The sequence below is a fragment of the Rhodoblastus acidophilus genome (genome assembly GCF_900187365.1).
In the GTDB taxonomy this organism is placed as follows: domain Bacteria; phylum Pseudomonadota; class Alphaproteobacteria; order Rhizobiales; family Beijerinckiaceae; genus Rhodoblastus; species Rhodoblastus acidophilus.
Window position 1 is genome coordinate 493,585 of record NZ_FYDG01000001.1, and the last position, 16,451, is coordinate 510,035.

A 16,451-nucleotide genomic window follows, 5' to 3' on the forward strand; every position below is an offset into this window, starting at 1 on the left:
TTTTTCAACAAACCGGCGTCCGTCGCCGCGGTCGCGCTCCAGCCCGGGCCGCGCCTTGCTGTCGCAGGCGCAGGCGGTTTTTGTCGGCGGAGTTTCGGAGTAACATGAGCCGCCGCCACGCGCGCAGGCGCGCATTTCGTGACATCCCGGCGCGGGCGCGCATTTGTGACATCGCGTAGCATGGTTCGGTTGCCGAGGATAACGCCTGATGACGACAGAAATAGCCGAAGCCCAAAAACTGTCGGGCATTTTTCAGACTTTTACAACGGGCCGGGCCGTCGCGCCGGACATTCAGGACAAATGCAACGAACTGATGGATGCGCTGCGTAACGAACTGTCCAACAACAGGCTGAAATATCTCGATTACTTCATCGCCTTCAAATGCCGGACCCGCGAAATCGTCCGCAACGACCTGTCCCGGCATATTGTGGACGTGATTTTCCTGGTCGACGAAACGCGCAAACCCTTCCGCTATGAGGTGGTGGTGGCGAGCGTCTACGCCGTTTACAACCCCGAAAAGAACGAGTTCTTCTATACTTTGCAGAAGGAGATCGGCCATCAGATCGGCGCCGAGCAGATCCCGCTGGACGCGCTCGCCTATCTGACCGCCACGGTGAACGTGCCGGTCGCGTCGCCCGAACTGCTCGGCATCGAACTGCGCGACCTGCAAGCTTATGTCTGGTACGGCGACAAGAAGGCGACCGACGGACGCGGCTTTCGCGACCTGATCATCAAGCACGCCCAGCGCGTGCAGGGATCGTCGTTTTCTGCGGTCGCCAATGTCACGCTCGGCCTCGTCAACCACCTGCGCCGCCGGCGGGAGGCGCACGAGCCGTTGTGAGCGGGCGGCGAGAGGGGGCGCGCCGGCTGATGTGACGAGGCCGCCCGCGCCCCTCCCCTCTACCCAAAGCCCGGCGCTTTGATTATGGTGCGCGCCCTGTGCGGCGCCATGTCGCGCCCAACCTCCAGGGATCACAGATGTCCGACCACGCCATTCCGCATTTCCACAACCAGCCGGGCCTGGCGACGATTCGGGTCGGCGCGAAGGAATTCATGTGCATCGGCGCGCTGCCGCCGTTCGACCATCCGCACATCTATATCGACATGGGCGGCGACACCGAGGCTTTGTGCCCCTATTGCTCGACCCGCTATGTCTATGATGCGGCGTTGCACGGCCATGCCGACCCGGCGGAGTGCGAACTGAAGCCGCAGGCGGCCTGAGCGGACCGGCCCCGTGGAGGTATCGCCCATCGTCATCGCCGGCGGCGGAGTCGGCGGCCTGTGCGCCGCGCTGGCGCTGGCGCGCGTCGGCCGGCCCACGCTGGTGCTGGAGCGCGCGCCCGCCTTTCGCGAAGTCGGCGCCGGATTGCAGCTCGCGCCCAACGCCACCCGCATCCTGCGCGACTATGGCGCGCTGGAGCTGCTCGACGGGCTGGCGGTCGCGCCCGCCGCCGTGGTGATCCGCCGGGGGCGCGATGGCGCGCGCCTCACCCGCCTGTCGCTGCGCCACGCGGAAAAACGCTGGGGCGCGCCCTATTTCAACGTCCATCGCGCCGACCTGCTGTCGGCGCTGGTGACGCTCGCCAATCAGAACAGCCTGATCGAAATTCGCAACGACGCCACGGTGACCGGCTTCGTCCAGGACGAGCAGGGCGTCGCCGTCACCTATCGCACGCAGGACGAGACCCATCGGGCCTCCGGCGCGGCGCTGATCGGCGCCGACGGCCTGCGCTCGCTGGCGCGCGCCCGGCTGGAAGACCCGGACAAGGATCAGCCGCGCTACACCGGCCACACGGCTTGGCGGGCGGTGATTCCGGCGACGGATCTGCCGCCGGCCTTCAGCGAACCCGCCTCCAATCTGTGGCTCGGCGCCAAGGCCCATCTGGTGCATTATCCACTACGCGGCGGCGCGCTGGTGAACATCGTCGCCTTGGTCGAGGACGACTGGCGCGGCGAGGAGACGCGCCCGGACGCGCCGCGCTTCTGGGAGCAGGTGGGCGATCGCGACACCCTGCTCGAACGGTTCAAGAGCTGGAGCCCCGCCGCGCGCGAGCTGCTGTCGGCGCCCGACCGCTGGCTGCGCTGGCCGCTGTTCGACCGGCCGAAACTGGAATCCTACGCGCGCGGCCGCACCGCCCTGCTCGGCGACGCCGCCCATCCCATGCTGCCCTATCTGGCCCAGGGCGCGGCGCAGGCCATTGAGGACTCGGCGGCGCTGTCGCTGGCCTTTCTCGAATTCGGCAAGGACCCCGGCAAGGCGCTGGCGCAATATTCCATCGCGCGCCTGCCCCGCGCCAGCCAAATCCAGCAGGCCTCGCGCGCCCAGGCGGACGTCTACCACATGGCAGGCGCGCGGGCCTTGGCCCGCGATCTCGTGCTGCGCCTCGCGCCCTCCCGCAGCCTGATGGCGCGTCAGAACTGGATTTATTCGGCTTGAGGGGCGCGCGCATAAGGGTTAATCAACGTAAACTTTATGACTGTGGGTTGAGTCGCTCACCGGCTCCTCTCCTTACGAGGCCCCATGAGTTTTGACGCCGAAGCGCCGGACCTGCGGCCTGCCCATGTCATCGTTGTCGCCAATGAAAAGGGCGGCGTCGGTAAGTCGACCCTGTCGATTCATCTGTCCGTGGCGCTGATGAAGGCGGGCTATCGCGTCGCGACCATCGACCTCGACACGCGCCAGCGCAGCCTGACGCGCTTTTACGAAAACCGCGCCTCTTTCGCCCGCACCGCCCCCTGGGCGGTGGAGTTGCCGCGGCATTTCGCGCTGGACCATGTGCGCGGCGCCCAGGCGCAGGACAATGAATCGGCGGAATTCGCCGCCTTCGCCGAAGCCATCGGCGAGGTCGAGCACGCTTACGAATTCGTGGTGATCGACACGCCGGCGAGCGACACCTATCTGATGCGCCTCGCCCATTCGCTGGCCGACACGCTGATCTCGCCGATGAACGACAGTTTCATCGACATGGACGTGCTGTCGAAAGTGCATCACGACCGCGCCCATCGCGGCGCGGTGGCGCAATATGCGGAGATCGTGCTGGAGGCGCGGCGCAAAAGGCGGCTGGTCGACAATGGCCTGATCGACTGGGTGCTCGTGCGCAACCGCATCGCCGCGCTCCATTCCAACAATGCGCGCCAGGTCGATCAGGCCTTGCGCAAGCTGGCGGTGGAATTGCAGTTCCGCGTGGCCGAGGGGCTGCGCGACCGGGTGATCTTCCGCGAACTCTTCCCCATTGGCCTCACGGCGCTCGACGCCATCGAGGAGGCCAACTGCCAGCTCACCCCGTCGCAAATGACGGCGCGGCGCGAGATCGCGACCCTGGTCAGCGACTTGCGGCTGCCCTCCCGAGTGGAAGGCGCGAATTATCTGGAGGCGCGTCACGTCTGGTTCGAGTCGCTGTCCTCCTATTACCGCGAATTGAAAAGCTGATGCCCGCGACGCTCGTTCTCGGCGGCGCCCGCTCCGGCAAGACCGGCCACGCGCTCGAACGCGCCCGCCGCTCCGGCCTCGCGGCCTTCATGATTGTCACGGCGCCCACGCTCGACGGCTCGATGGCGCAGCGCATCGCCCGTCACCGCGCCGAGCGCGGCGAAGATTGGACCGTGTTCGAGGAGGAGACCGATCTGGCGCCGCTGCTGCGGCGGATCGCCCGGCCGGACCGCATCGTGGTGATCGACTGCCTGACGCTCTGGCTGTCCAACCTGTTCTTCCGGGAATGGGACTGCGTCGCCGCGACGGAGCGCCTCGCCGAGGCCCTCACGCACGCGCCGGGCCAGATCGTGCTCATTTCCAACGAACTGGGCCTGGGCGTGTCGCCGGAAACCAAGCTCGGCAACGATTTTCGCGACGCGCAAGGGCTGGTCAACCAGCGCATCGCTTCAGCCTGCGACGAAGTCGTCTTCGTCGCCGCCGGACTGCCGCTGAAGCTGAAATAACGGCCGGCCGAACGCCAAGTCAGCGCCCGCTCCGTCCGCGCCAGCCATGCGTGGCGCCAGTCCAATTCTTGAGCTGGCCCAAACTTTTCGCGCGCGGTCTCCAGAGGTTCGCGCGCAAAAACATCCGAAAAGGCGGAGCCGGCGTCCGGCTTCAGTTCGACCAGGGCCCTTGGCGGAAGGCGCGCAATTGCGCGATATTGCTGTCCAGATCGCTGGCGGGACGCAGCATTTGCGCCGCTTCGACCAGTTCGGCCGAACGCCCGCCCTTGGCGAAGGATTCCGCCAGATCGGCCAGCACGCCGCGCAGTTCCGGGCTCTGGATTTGAAAGAAAGCCCGGTAGAGCCGATGCGCGTCGTTGAGCAACGCGTCGCGCTCGCTCGGGCGGCCGTCGGGGGGCGCGACTTCGTCATCGGCCACCAGGAAGTGGGACGGCGGCGCGTCGAGCACGCCGCACAATTGCTGCAACTGACGGGCGCTCAAGCGCCGCTCGCCTCGCTCGAAGGCTTCGATCGTCTGCGCGTCGAGTCCGAGGGCTTTGGCGACGGCGACGCACGCCAGCCCCAGCGTCTCCCTTCGGCGTCGCAGACGCTCGCCAATTTCCCTGTCAATTTGATTCACCATGCTTTTAGTCCTCGGCGCCGCGGTCGCGCCATGATTTATTGATGGTAAACGCATCTCTAATCACAGAACCTGCACAAATTCGCCGCAGCGTGCAAGGGCGCCCGTCAAGATTGCATCGTCAACCTTACGACACGAATCTGTCGCGCGAAGAACACTCTGCACCTTGATTTTGACGCGACTAGGGCGGCGCCTTTCGGCGCGGCTTGCCCAAGCCCCCCGGTCCCGCCTATCCTGCGGTTGGAAATCGGCGAACGCCCGTCTTTCACGACCCGCACGGAGATCGCAATTCGGTCATCGCCGCAGCCGCATCATTTCTTTGTCGCCACAAAGGCTTGGCCACATTTTTGGCTGGGTCCGCGCCGACAGTTCGCCCGGAATACCCTTGCGATGAATCGTAACGTCTTCGTCCTCAACGGCCCCAATCTTAACCTGCTCGGCCAGCGCGAGCCGCATATTTACGGCTCGGAAACGCTCGCCGACGTGAAGGCCGCCTGCCTGGCGCTCGGCGACGCGCTCGGCCTTGATCTGGACTTTCGCCAGACCAATCGCGAATATGAACTGATCGACTGGGTGCAGGAGGCGCGCGACAAAGCCGCCGCCATCGTCATCAATCCCGCCGCTTACACCCACACCTCCGTAGCCTTGCTCGACGCGCTGTCGTCGTTCGACGGGCCGGTGATCGAGGTGCACATTTCCAACATCCACAAGCGCGAGGAATTCCGCCACCATTCCTATGTGTCGCGCCGGGCCGACGGCGTGATCGCCGGCTGCGGGACGGAAGGTTACCAACTGGCGCTGCGCCGGATCGCGACGCTCCTGTCCTGATGCGCATCCCGCCGTCCCTGTTCAAATATCTGCTCGGCCAACACATTCTCAACGGCTATGCGGTGGCGCTCGGCGTGCTGCTGGTCGGGCTGGGGGTCGGGGCGCTGCAAGGGTTCGACGCCGCGCTGGCCGCCGCCTCGGGCGCGCTATGCGTTTCGGTCGGCGACACGCCCTCCCCGCTGTCCTCCAAGCTCCGCATCCTGCCGATCTGCTGGTGCAGCGCCGTCGCGGCGTCGCTGCTCACCGCTCTGGCCGACGGGAGCCTCGCGCTGGAGGCGGCCGCCGTCACCACTATCGGCTTTGTCGCCGGCCTGCAGATCGCTTGGGGGCGCTGGGCCATCCCGCTGTCGATCCTCACCCAGCTCGCCATGGTGTTCACCCTGGGCGCGCCCGGGGGCAAGCTGGAATTTTGCCAGTCGATCGCGCTGGGGGGCGCACTTTACATCCCCATCGCGCTGACCCTGACCCGGCTGCTTGACGCTTCGGGACGGCGGGTGATGCTGGCGGAGCTGATCCGCGAATTCGCCACGCTGCTGCGCCGGATGGCCGATTTTTACCGGCCCGGCGCCGACGAGGGCGCGGCCTGCCTGAAGGTGGTGGAGCAGCAGGCGAGTTTTTCCGATCAGTTGCAGGCGGCGCGCAGCCTGAGCGTCTACGCCGCCAATCCCGAATCCGGCGCCCGCCTGATCGCGGCCCTCGCGGTCCTGCTCGAAGCCTTCGACGGCATGATCTCGACCATGGCCGACCACGCGCCCCTGCGCCTCGCCAGCGCGCAGGCCGACATCGCCGGCCGCGTCGAGACGCTTTTGCGCCAGGTCGCGGACGATCTCGACGCCCTGTCGCTCGATCTGCTGATCGTCGGGCGCGCCCCGACTTTTCCCGATCACGCCACGGCGCTGGAAAGCCTGGCCGAGGAGATCGCGGATCTGGACTCCGCCGATCCCCGCGTGTTGCGGGCGGCGCGCATGACCCGCGCCCGCCTCGCCTGGGCGCTCAACCATCTCGCCCGCATTCCCGCGGTGGTGGCGGAGATTTCCGAGGCGGAGAAGGCCCTCGCAGGTCTCGACTTGACCAAATTCGCGCCGCCGCTGCGCGTCTCGCTGGCGCCGATCCGGGCGGAGCTGCGCTGGGCCTCGCCGGTGTTCCGCCATGCGCTGCGGCTGTCGGCGGCGCTCGCCTGCGGCTATGCGCTGATCGCCGTCGCGCCGGAGCTGCGCCACGGCAACTGGATTTTGCTGACCATCGCCGTGATCATGCGCGCAAGCTACAGCGCCACCACCCAGCGCCGCGACCAACGTCTGTTCGGCTCGGTGGTCGGCTGCGGCATAGCCGGCGCGCTGCTGTGGCTGAATTCCAAGCCGCTGCTGCTGTTCGCGCAACTCTCCGCCGTGGGAATCGCCCATTCCTTCGGCCGCGTCGATTACCGGGTGACCTCCGTCGCGGCCTCGGTGATGGCCCTGCTCGGCCTGCATCTGCTCGACCCCGGCGAAAGCGCGCCGGTGGTGTCGCGCCTGATCGACACGGTGATCGGCGCCGGCGTCGCCTTCCTGTTCAATTTCATGCTGCCCAATTACGAGCGTCATGGCGCGCGGGCGCTGGCCAACGCGTTTCTCGACCGGCTCGCCTCTTACGCCGACAAGGTGCTGCGCTGGGATGTGGCGGCGCAGGATTACCGGCTGGCGCGCAAAGCGCTGATCGAAAGTTTTTCCAGCCTCGGCGAATCCTCGAAACTGGCCCGCGACAATCCCGGCGTGGGAAAATTCTGGCCGCGCTACAGCAAGCTGATCGCGCAGGCTTATTTCACGGCGGCGCAGATCGTCACCATTCGCCTGCTGATCCGAAACCGGATCGACGAACTCGACGCCCGCGACAGCGCCGCCCTGCTCGACGACACCCGCGCCGCCGTGCTGGCGCAATTGCGGCCAAGCTGCGCGCAGCCGCCGCCGACCTGCGCGCAGGTGTCCGACGAGAGCGACGCCGCCGCCGCCTTGCGGCTGCGCTGCGCCGAAGCGGCGGTCGAGGCGGGGCGGCTGCGGCGGCTCGCCGCCGAACTGGGCGCCGCTTGAGCCGGACGAGGCGGCGGCTATAATCGAAACGGTCGCGCTCCCAGCGGAAAAAACGTGCCAGACAAAGAGCTTCGAATCGTCATCGCCGACCCCAACCCGCTGCGCGCCTCCATTTTGCGCGACGGGTTGCGCGAGGCCGGCCATGTCCACGTCACCGTGATCGACACGTTTCTCGACCTCGAAACCCGGCTCTGCGCGCTGAACCCCGACATGGTGCTGATCGATCTGGAAAATCCCAGCCGGGACGTGCTCGAACAGATGATCCGCATTTCCGGCGCCGACGCCCGCCCGGTGGCCATGTTCGCCGACGCCTCCGACGCCGCCATGATCAACGCCGCCATTGACGCTGGCGTCTCCGCCTATGTGGTCGACGGGCTGAAGAAGGAGCGGGTCAGGACGATCGTCGACGTGTCGGTCTCGCGCTTCAATGCCTTCGCCCGGCTGCGCGAGGAATTGCAGGCGGCCAAGGACCAACTCGCCGACCGCAAGGCCATCGACCAGGCCAAGGCGCTGGTGATCAAGGCGAAGAAAATCTCCGAGGAGCAGGCCTATTCCATGATGCGCAAGGTCGCCATGAACGAAGGCAAGAAAATTGCGGATGTGGCCCGCGCCATCCTCACCGCGGCGGAATTGCTCAGATGACCCGACCCCTGCGCATCGGCTATCTCCCGCTCACCGACGCGGCGCTGCTGCATGTGGCCTCGGTCAACGGGTTCGACCGCGAGGAAGGGCTGACCTTCACGCTGCATCGCGAGACGTCCTGGGCCAATCTGCGCGACAAGCTGGCGTATGGTTTTTACGACGCCGCGCATATGCTCGCGCCGGCCGTGCTGGCCTCCGCGCTCGGACTCGAAGGGTTTCGCGCGCCGATGATCGGCGCGGCGGCGCTCGGGCTTGACGGCAACGCCGTCTCGGTCTCCCCGGCCCTGGCCGAGGCCATCGCCGGCGATCCGCCAAGCTCGGCGCGAAAACTCGCGGCGCTGTGGACGGCGGGCGCCAAGCCGTTGCGCTTCGCCCATGTGTTTCCCTGGTCGATGCACCATTATCAATTGCTGTTGTGGCTGCGGCTCGGCGGCGTCGCGCGCGACGCCGTGAGCCTGACGGTGACGCCGCCTTCGCTGGCGCCCGCGAGCATCGAGGCCGGGGTGATCGACGGTTTTTGCGCGGGCGCGCCGTGGAACACGTTTTCGCAGCAGCGCGGCGCCTCGCGCATCCTGTTCCCATGCGCGGCGCTGATGCGCAATTGCCCGGAAAAGGTGCTGGCCTTTCCGCGCGGCGCGGCCGAGGCCGACCCGGACGTTCCCAAGGCGGCGGCCCGCGCACTGCGCCGCGCCGCGCTGTGGGGCGAACAGAACCGCGCCGATCTGCCGCGCATCGTCGCGCAGGCGCTGACGCCGGACCTGCCCGAATCCGCCGTGCGCCCCGCCCTGGACGCGGATTGGCTGCGGCTCGACGCGGCGGCGACCGGCCTCAGCGCGCTTCAGGCCGATTTCCTGCTGGCGCTGCTCGCCTTCGCGGGACAGGCGACGTTCGACGCGGCCAGCCAGACCGTCGCCCGCGAGGCGTTCTGGAGCAGCGAACAGGCGCCGCCGGCGCCGCATTTATTGGGCCAGACTTACGCGGGCGGGCCGCTGGAGACATTTCCACCAAGCGCATAGCGCGCCCAAACGCCCAATTTTTCGCCTTTGCCGCCCGAACAAAGGCGCCGAACGCTTATACGTTAGGCAACACCTTGCTGCCTGTTTTATAGACATTTCTGCAAAAACTCCCGCTTTTCAGGAGAGACGGCGACATCGCCTCGCATGGCGCCGCTTTTGCATTAATAATCAAAGGTCAATGACGACCCCGTTCATCGGTTCGCGCAAGCCAACGGCGGCTTGCTGCGTGGAGCCTCGGCGCATGCGCGCCGCGATGCGGGTCGGGTTGATCTCTCCCCCAAAAACTTCGCCAGCGAACCTTTGCGCGGATCGTCTCGCAACGAGAGCGCCGCAATGGGACAGATCGAGAAATTTCCGCAGCCGCATCGGCCAGCCCCGGACGCGGCCGCGCACAAGCTGGTGGTGATCGGCAACGGCATGGCGGCGGGCCGCCTGCTGGAAGAGTTTTTCGCCCGCAACACGACGCCGGCGCGCGTCACCCTGTTCGGCGCCGAACCGCGCGTGAACTACAACCGCATCATGCTCTCGCCCGTCCTCTCCGGCGAGAAAAGCTTTAACGACATCGTCATCCACGATGACGCCTGGTACGCCGCCCATTCCGTCGATCTGCGCCGCGGCGAGGCCGTGGTCGCCATCGACCGCGCCGCCAAATATGTCGAGACCGCCGGGGGAGACCGGGTGTCCTACGACAAACTGGTGATCGCCACGGGCTCCATGCCCTTCATCATCCCGGTTCCCGGCGCCAACCTGCCGGGCGTCGTGTCCTTCCGCGACCTCGACGATGTCGAGAAGATGCACGCCGCCTGCGACGCGGGTGGCCACGCCGTGGTGATCGGCGGCGGCCTGCTCGGTCTCGAAGCGGCGGCGGGTCTGGCCGTGAAGGGGATGAAGGTCTCCGTCGTCCATCTGATGCCGCATCTGATGGAGCGCCAACTCGATCCCAGCGCCGGCTATCTGCTCAAGAACGCCATCGCCGCGCGCGGCATCGACGTCTTCACGGAAGCCAACACCGACGCCATTCTCGGCGACGACCGCGTCACCGGCGTGAAGCTGAAGGACGGGCGCGTGCTGCCGGCCGATCTCGTGGTGATGGCGGTGGGCATCCGCCCCAACGCCACGCTGGCCAAGGCGGCGGGCCTCGACACCAATCGCGGCGTGATCGTGGACGACCTGATGCGCACGTCGGACGCCGACATTTACGCAGTCGGCGAGTGCGTCGAGCATCGCGGCCAGACCTATGGGCTGGTGGCGCCGCTGTACGACATGGCGAAAACCCTGGCGGCTGAACTCGCCGGCGAAAAGCCTGCCGGTTTCGTTCCCGCCGCCACCTCGACAAAATTGAAAGTGACGGGCATCGACCTGTTCTCGGTCGGCGATTTTTCCGACGACGACGAGAACAACGAAGTGGTGCTGCGCGACCCTTCGCGCGGCGTCTACAAGCGCGTGATCCTGCGCGACGAAAAGGTGGTTGGCGCGGTGCTCTACGGCGATACCGCCGACGGCGCCTGGTATTTCGACCTACTGAAAAAGGGCGAGGACGTCAGCGCGATCCGCGACATGCTGATCTTTGGACAGGCCTATCAGGGAGGGTCCCCGATGGACCCTACGGCGGCCGTTGCAGCCTTGCCGGATGATGCGGAAATCTGCGGCTGCAACGGCGTCAACAAGGGCGCCATCGTCAAGGCGATCCAATCCGGCCTGACCACGCTCGACGAGGTGCGCGCCAACACCAAGGCGAGCGCGTCCTGCGGCCAATGCGCCGGCAAGGTGGATCTGCTGCTCGCCGCCACGCTCGGCGACACGTTCCAAGCGGCGCGCAAGCACATGTGCAAATGCACCGACCTGACGCACGAAGAGGTGCGCGGCTTCATTCGCGAGAAGCAGCTCAAGTCGCTGCCGGCGGTGATGCAGGAGCTGGGCTGGAAGTCGTCGGGCGGCTGCCCGTCGTGCCAGCCGGCGCTGAACTATTACCTGATCGCGACCTGGCCCGGCGAATATAGAGACGACTATCAGGCCCGCTTCATCAACGAGCGCGTCCACGCCAACATCCAGAAGGATGGCACCTATTCCGTCGTTCCGCGCATGTGGGGCGGCGTGACCACGCCCGACGAATTGCGCGTGATCGCCGATCTCGCCGACCGCTACAAGCTGATGGTGAAGGTCACCGGCGGCCAGCGCATCGACCTGCTCGGCGTGAAGAAGGCGGATCTTCCCGCTGTGTGGGCGCAATTGCTGAACGCCGGCATGGTCTCGGGCTTCGCCTACGCCAAGGGTTTGCGCACGGTGAAGACGTGTGTGGGCAAGGACTGGTGCCGGTTCGGCACGCAGGACTCGACCGGCCTCGGCATCAAGCTTGAGAAGCTGATGTGCGGCTCGTGGACGCCCGCCAAAGTCAAGCTCGCCGTGTCCGGCTGCCCGCGCAATTGCGCCGAGGCGACCATCAAGGACATTGGCGTGATCTGCGTAGACTCCGGCTACGACATTCACGTGTCCGGCGCGGCGGGCCTGCATGTGCGCGCCACCGACCTGCTCGGCCATGTCGAGACCGAGGAGGAGGCGCTGGAAGTTTGCGCCGCCATTCTCCAGGCCTACCGCGAACAGTCGGCCTATCTCGAACGCGTTTACAAATGGGTGGACAAGTTCGGCCTCGAAAACCTGCGCAAGCTGATCTTCGAGGACCATGACGCGCGCAAGGGCCTGTACGAGCGCTTCATGATCTCGCAGCGCGCGGCGCGAAAAGACCCTTGGGCGGAGCGCGCCGCCGGCAAGGACATGCACGAATTCATGCCGCTGGCCGTGCTCGGCCCCAAATCCCCCGTCGCCGCCGAATAAGGATGTTCGCCATGGAAGAGAAGACCTACTGGTTCGACGTCGGCCGCGTCTCCGCCGTGCCGCTGCGCGGCGCCCGCACCGTGCGCACGCCGAGCCGCGAGATCGCCGTATTCCGCACCGCCAGCAACGACATCTTCGCGCTGGAAAACAAGTGCCCGCACAAGGGCGGCCCCTTGAGCGAAGGCATCGTCCACGGGCGCAAGGTCGCCTGCCCGCTGCACAACTGGATCATCAATCTGGAAGATGGCGAGGCGACCGGCGCCGACCACGGCTGCGCGAAAAAATTCCCGGTGAAGATCGAGCGCGGCCACATCTACATCGACATGGGCGTGCTCGCCCCGGCCGAGTGACGGGCGCGCTCCCTCTCCCCGTATGCGGGGAGAGGGTTGGGGTGAGGGGCGACTCGCAGCCGACGCCTATGCGTCGTGAGCCACTCTGATCCTCACCGCAACTGGCGCCGCGCCCCACGCCCGGCTCCCCCTCACCCCTGCCCTCTCCCCGCTCGCGGGGAGAGGGAGAGAACGAACGGAAAGCATGACGCAAACGATCAACACCACCTGTCCCTATTGCGGAACCGGCTGCGGCGTGACGGCCACGGTTGACGGCGAGAGGATTTCCGTAGCCGGTGACGCGGATCATCCCGCCAATTTCGGCCGCCTGTGCGTGAAGGGATCGGCGCTCGACCAGGTGATGGGGCTTGAGGGACGGCTGCTGCATCCGCGCGTCAACGGGCGGCGCACGAACTGGGACGAAGCGCTGGATCTCGTGGCGCAAAAATTCCGCGACAGCATCGCCGCGCATGGCCCGGACTCGGTCGCCTTCTATGTCTCCGGGCAATTGCTCACCGAGGATTATTACGTCGCCAACAAGCTGATGAAAGGGTTCATCGGCTCGGCCAATATCGACACCAATTCACGGCTGTGCATGTCGTCATCGGTGGCAGGCCACAAGCGCGCCTTCGGCTCCGACACCGTGCCGGGGTGCTATGAGGATTTGGAACAGGCCGACCTCATCGTGCTCACCGGCTCCAATCTCGCCTGGTGCCATCCCATCCTGTTCCAGCGCATCGCGCGCGCAAGGGAACAGCGAGGCGGCAGGCCGCTCGTCGTGAACATCGACCCGCGCCGCACCGCGACCAGCGAAATCGCCGACCTGCATTTGCAACTCGCGCCCGGTTCGGATGTCGCGCTGTTCCTCGGCCTGCTCGACGCGCTGCGGCGCGCCCGCAAGGCGGACAAAACCTTCGTCAAGCGCCACACGGAGGGCCTGTCCGACGCGCTCGCGGAAGCGCGCCAATGGACGCTCGCGCGCGTAGCTGAGACCACCGGCCTGCCGCCGCACGACCTGCGCCGCTTTTACGATCTCGTCATCGCCCATGACAAATGCGTCACCGTCTATTCGCAGGGCGTCAACCAGTCCTCGGCGGGCGCCGACAAGGTCAACGCGATCCTCAACACGCATCTCTACGCCGGGCGCATCGGCAAGCCGGGCTGCGGGCCGTTCTCCGTCACGGGACAGCCCAACGCCATGGGCGGACGCGAGGTCGGCGGGCTCGCCAATATGCTCGCGGCGCATATGGATTTGGACAACGCCGCGCATCGCGCGCTGGTCGGCGACTTCTGGAACGCGCCGGCGCCCCTGCCGGACAAGCCCGGCCTCAAGGCGGTCGATCTGTTCAAGGCGGCGCATGACGGGCGCATCAAGGCCCTGTGGATCATGGCGACCAATCCGGTGGACAGCCTGCCCGACGCCGATTTCGTCCGCGACGCGCTGAAAAAATGTCCGTTCGTCGTGGCGTCCGACGTGGTCGAGAAAACCGACACCAACGCCCACGCCCATGTGCTGCTGCCGGCGCTGGCCTGGGGCGAGAAGGACGGGACCGTCACCAATTCCGAGCGCCGCATTTCGCGCCAGCGACCGCTGCGCGCGGCGCCCGGCGAAGCCCGCGCCGACTGGCGCATCATCTGTGACGTCGCCGCACGGATGGGTTTTCGCGACGCCTTCGCGTACAAACATCCGTCGGAAATCTTCGCCGAACACGCGCGCCTCAGCGGCGCCAAAAACGGCGGCGCGCGCGATTTCGATATTTCGGCCCACGCCGAAATTTCCGCCGCGCAATATGACCGGCTCGCGCCCTTCCAATGGCCCGCGCCCGCAGGCGAAGCGCCGGACGACCAACCCAAGCGCTTCTTCGCCGACGGCAAATTCTTCACCCCCGGCCGCAAGGCGCGCTTCATCGTCACGTCGTTTCGCGCCCCCGCCGCGACGCCGGATGCGCAACATCCGTTCGTGCTCAACACAGGGCGGCTGCGCGACCAGTGGCACACCATGACCCGCACCGGCGACGCCGAAAAGCTGGCCCAGCACATCGCCGAGCCCTTCGCCGAACTGAACCCGCTCGACGCCGCGCGACTGGGCGTCGAAGCCGCCGGGCTGGTGCGCCTGGGCAACGCGCGCGGCGAGGTTTTATTGCGCGCGCAAATCAGCGAACGCCAGCGGCAAGGCTCGATCTTCGTGCCGATCCACTGGACCGATCAATTCGCCGCCAACGCCCGCGTCGCCGCGCTGATCGCGCCGGTCGTCGATCCGGTTTCCGGGCAGCCGGAAAGCAAAGCCGCCACGGTCGCGGCGCAAGCCGTGGCGCCGGCGTGGTTCGCCTTCGCGCTGACGCGTGAAAAACCCGCACACATCGATGCCGCCTATTGGGCGCTCGCGCGCACGCCGGGCGGCTGGCGCATCGAACTCGCCGGCCTCGCGCCGCTCGCAGATCCCGAAGTTTTCGCGCGAAGCCTGTTTTGCGTGGGGGACTGCGAACTCACCGCGCTGCGCGACGAGCGCGCTGGCGCCTTCCGTTGCGTGGCGGCGAAGGATGGCGAAATCCTCGGCGCCTTTTATCTCGCCCCGGAGCCGGTCGCGGTGGCGCGCGCCTGGGCGTGCGAAGCTTTCGCCGCCCCTTCCGCGCCGCTGGCGCTGCTCGCGGGACAGCCGCCGCGCGACGCGCGCGATCCCGGCCGCAAAATCTGCGTCTGCCTCAATGTGGGCGTCAACACGATCCTCGACGCCATCAGGGACAAATCCCTGATCAGCGTGGAACAGATTTCCGACGCCACCGGCGCGGGAACAGGGTGCGGCTCGTGCCGGCCCGAAATTGAAAGGCTTCTTCACAATGCGGCGCAGGCCGCTACAGTCTAAAACCGGAAAGGGCGCATATGAAACTCTCGGACCTCAAGCAATCCGGCCACTGGCCGACCTTGCTTTCGGCCTTCCTCTATTTCGACATCAGCTTCATGGCCTGGGTCTCGCTCGGCCCGCTCATGGTTTACATCGCCAAGGAAATGAACATCCCGGTCGAGCAGAAGCTGACGCTCGTCGCCATCCCCGTTCTGTCCGGGGCCATTCTGCGCATTCCCATGGGCGTGCTCGCCGACATGATCGGGTCGAAGATCACCGGCGTGATCGCGCAGATCGTCCTGACGATCGCCTGCCTTTACGTCTGGAAATTCGGCCTCGCCAATCCGAACCATGTCGCGATCTTCGGCGCGCTGCTCGGGCTTGGCGGCGCCTCGTTCTCGGTGGCGCTGCCGCAGGCCAGCCGCTGGTATCCGCCGCACCTGCAAGGCGTGGTGATGGGCATCGCCGGCGCCGGCAACATGGGCGTGGTGCTCGACACCCTGTTCGCGCCCTCCATCGCCGAGGCCTGGGGCTGGCAGGGCGTTTACCTCGCGCTGCTGATTCCGATGATCGTCATTCTCGCCATCTATACGGCGACGGTGAAGGACGCGCCCGGATCGGTGAAGCCGATCAAGCTCGCCGCCTATGGCCGGCTGCTGCTCGACGCCGACAGCCGCTGGTTCATGTTCTTCTACTTCATCACCTTCGGCGGCTTCGTCGGCCTCGCCTCCGCCCTGCCGCTCTACTTCACGGCGCATTTCCACGTCACCCCGGTGGCGGCGGGCCTGATGGTGTCGCTGATCGTGTTCTTCGGCTCCACCTTCCGTCCCGTCGGCGGCGCCATCGCCGACCGCGTCGGCGGCATCAAGTCGCTCACCATCATGTTCGTCGTGGTCTCCGCCTGCTATTTCGGCGTGGCGCTGCTGCCGGAAGGCCGGCCCCGGCCAATGGCGGCTGGGCGCTGACCCAGCTTCCGGCGATGGGCTGGCTGGCCGTCGCTTTGTTCTCGGTGGGCACGCTCTGCCTCGGCATGGGCAATGGCGCGGTGTTCCAGCTGCTGCCGCAGCGCTTCCGCAACGAGGTGGGCGTGATGACCGGCCTCGTCGGCTTCGCGGGCGGCCTGGGCGGCTTTTTCCTCGCCAAGGCGCTGGCGACCTCGAAGGGCATGACCGGCGGCTTCATGGCCGGATTCCTGTTCTTCTCGGTGCTGGCGCTGCTGGGCGTCGCCGGCCTCACCTTCGTGAAGACGCGCTGGCGCACCACCTGGGGCGCGGTCTCCGGCGCCCGGATTTGACGCCGCCAATTCCCTCTCCCCGCATGCGGGGAGAGGGTTAGGGTGAG

At 66.7% G+C, this 16,451-nt stretch carries 15 protein-coding genes; 14 read left to right on the forward strand and 1 reads right to left on the reverse strand.

Going from position 1 to position 16,451, the window contains the following annotated elements:
* Positions 1-208 precede the first annotated feature (208 nt).
* The 5 genes from CFB24_RS02085 to cobU all read left to right on the forward strand — a co-directional run bounded on the left by CFB24_RS02085 (position 209) and on the right by cobU (position 3,936).
* Positions 209-841 (forward strand): hypothetical protein, encoded by a 633-nt coding sequence (locus CFB24_RS02085; protein WP_088518903.1) that lies wholly within the window; start codon positions 209-211, stop codon positions 839-841.
* A gap of 137 nt (positions 842-978) precedes the next feature.
* Positions 979-1,221, forward strand: a complete 243-nt coding sequence (locus CFB24_RS02090) for a zinc-finger domain-containing protein (protein WP_088518904.1) — start codon at positions 979-981, stop codon at positions 1,219-1,221.
* 13 nt (positions 1,222-1,234) lie between these two features.
* Positions 1,235-2,437 carry an FAD-dependent monooxygenase gene (locus tag CFB24_RS02095; RefSeq protein ID WP_088518905.1) on the forward strand — a complete coding sequence of 401 codons (1,203 nt, stop codon included), beginning with the start codon at positions 1,235-1,237 and terminating at the stop codon, positions 2,435-2,437.
* 84 nt (positions 2,438-2,521) lie between these two features.
* Entirely contained in the window at positions 2,522-3,430 is a 909-nt protein-coding gene (locus CFB24_RS02100; RefSeq protein WP_088518906.1) for a division plane positioning ATPase MipZ, read from the forward strand.
* A complete protein-coding gene (cobU, locus tag CFB24_RS02105; RefSeq protein ID WP_088518907.1) occupies positions 3,430-3,936 on the forward strand; it encodes a bifunctional adenosylcobinamide kinase/adenosylcobinamide-phosphate guanylyltransferase in 507 nt (168 codons plus the stop codon). The genes CFB24_RS02100 and cobU overlap by 1 nt, the downstream gene beginning before the upstream one ends.
* 151 nt (positions 3,937-4,087) lie before the next feature.
* On the opposite strand, the gene CFB24_RS02110 is transcribed toward cobU, so the two are convergent.
* A complete protein-coding gene (locus CFB24_RS02110; protein ID WP_158255312.1) occupies positions 4,088-4,558 on the reverse strand; it encodes a helix-turn-helix domain-containing protein in 471 nt (156 codons plus the stop codon).
* Between the two features lie 387 nt (positions 4,559-4,945).
* Here CFB24_RS02110 and aroQ point away from each other — a divergent pair, with 387 nt between their 5' ends.
* The 9 genes from aroQ to CFB24_RS23540 all read left to right on the forward strand — a co-directional run bounded on the left by aroQ (position 4,946) and on the right by CFB24_RS23540 (position 16,404).
* The gene (aroQ, locus tag CFB24_RS02115; RefSeq protein ID WP_088519486.1) at positions 4,946-5,383 is read left to right on the forward strand and encodes a type II 3-dehydroquinate dehydratase; all 438 of its coding nucleotides are present in this window, start codon (positions 4,946-4,948) and stop codon (positions 5,381-5,383) included.
* Complete coding sequence (locus tag CFB24_RS02120; RefSeq protein WP_088518909.1) at positions 5,383-7,449, forward strand: FUSC family protein; 2,067 nt, start codon at positions 5,383-5,385, stop codon at positions 7,447-7,449. The genes aroQ and CFB24_RS02120 overlap by 1 nt, the downstream gene beginning before the upstream one ends.
* A 54-nt stretch (positions 7,450-7,503) precedes the next feature.
* On the forward strand, positions 7,504-8,091 hold the full coding sequence (locus CFB24_RS02125; RefSeq protein ID WP_088518910.1) for an ANTAR domain-containing response regulator: 588 nt from the start codon (positions 7,504-7,506) through the stop codon (positions 8,089-8,091).
* Positions 8,088-9,107 carry a CmpA/NrtA family ABC transporter substrate-binding protein gene (locus tag CFB24_RS02130; protein ID WP_088518911.1) on the forward strand — a complete coding sequence of 340 codons (1,020 nt, stop codon included), beginning with the start codon at positions 8,088-8,090 and terminating at the stop codon, positions 9,105-9,107. Before CFB24_RS02125 ends, CFB24_RS02130 begins: the two co-directional genes overlap by 4 nt.
* Before the next feature lie 333 nt (positions 9,108-9,440).
* Positions 9,441-11,939, forward strand: coding sequence for a nitrite reductase large subunit NirB (nirB, locus tag CFB24_RS02135; protein WP_088518912.1), 2,499 nt, complete (start codon positions 9,441-9,443; stop codon positions 11,937-11,939).
* 11 nt (positions 11,940-11,950) lie between these two features.
* Positions 11,951-12,289 carry a nitrite reductase small subunit NirD gene (gene nirD / locus CFB24_RS02140; RefSeq protein ID WP_088519487.1) on the forward strand — a complete coding sequence of 113 codons (339 nt, stop codon included), beginning with the start codon at positions 11,951-11,953 and terminating at the stop codon, positions 12,287-12,289.
* Positions 12,290-12,473: 184 nt separating this feature from the next.
* Positions 12,474-15,131, forward strand: coding sequence for a nitrate reductase (locus tag CFB24_RS02145; RefSeq protein ID WP_088518913.1), 2,658 nt, complete (start codon positions 12,474-12,476; stop codon positions 15,129-15,131).
* Positions 15,132-15,148: 17 nt separating this feature from the next.
* Positions 15,149-16,075, forward strand: coding sequence for an MFS transporter (locus CFB24_RS02150; RefSeq protein WP_244593300.1), 927 nt, complete (start codon positions 15,149-15,151; stop codon positions 16,073-16,075).
* 14 nt (positions 16,076-16,089) lie between these two features.
* Complete coding sequence (locus CFB24_RS23540) at positions 16,090-16,404, forward strand: hypothetical protein (RefSeq protein WP_244593299.1); 315 nt, start codon at positions 16,090-16,092, stop codon at positions 16,402-16,404.
* Positions 16,405-16,451 lie beyond the last annotated feature (47 nt).

Coding starts and splice junctions, on each gene's coding strand:
- CFB24_RS02145 (WP_088518913.1), top strand. CDS start 12,474: ATGACGCAAACGATCAACACCACCTGTCCCTATTGCGGAACCGGCTGC.
- CFB24_RS02130 (WP_088518911.1), top strand. CDS start 8,088: ATGACCCGACCCCTGCGCATCGGCTATCTCCCGCTCACCGACGCGGCG.
- cobU (WP_088518907.1), top strand. CDS start 3,430: ATGCCCGCGACGCTCGTTCTCGGCGGCGCCCGCTCCGGCAAGACCGGC.
- CFB24_RS02150 (WP_244593300.1), top strand. CDS start 15,149: ATGAAACTCTCGGACCTCAAGCAATCCGGCCACTGGCCGACCTTGCTT.
- CFB24_RS02085 (WP_088518903.1), top strand. CDS start 209: ATGACGACAGAAATAGCCGAAGCCCAAAAACTGTCGGGCATTTTTCAG.
- CFB24_RS23540 (WP_244593299.1), top strand. CDS start 16,090: ATGGGCTGGCTGGCCGTCGCTTTGTTCTCGGTGGGCACGCTCTGCCTC.
- CFB24_RS02090 (WP_088518904.1), top strand. CDS start 979: ATGTCCGACCACGCCATTCCGCATTTCCACAACCAGCCGGGCCTGGCG.
- nirD (WP_088519487.1), top strand. CDS start 11,951: ATGGAAGAGAAGACCTACTGGTTCGACGTCGGCCGCGTCTCCGCCGTG.
- CFB24_RS02100 (WP_088518906.1), top strand. CDS start 2,522: ATGAGTTTTGACGCCGAAGCGCCGGACCTGCGGCCTGCCCATGTCATC.
- CFB24_RS02120 (WP_088518909.1), top strand. CDS start 5,383: ATGCGCATCCCGCCGTCCCTGTTCAAATATCTGCTCGGCCAACACATT.
- CFB24_RS02110 (WP_158255312.1), bottom strand. CDS start 4,558: ATGGTGAATCAAATTGACAGGGAAATTGGCGAGCGTCTGCGACGCCGA.
- nirB (WP_088518912.1), top strand. CDS start 9,441: ATGGGACAGATCGAGAAATTTCCGCAGCCGCATCGGCCAGCCCCGGAC.
- aroQ (WP_088519486.1), top strand. CDS start 4,946: ATGAATCGTAACGTCTTCGTCCTCAACGGCCCCAATCTTAACCTGCTC.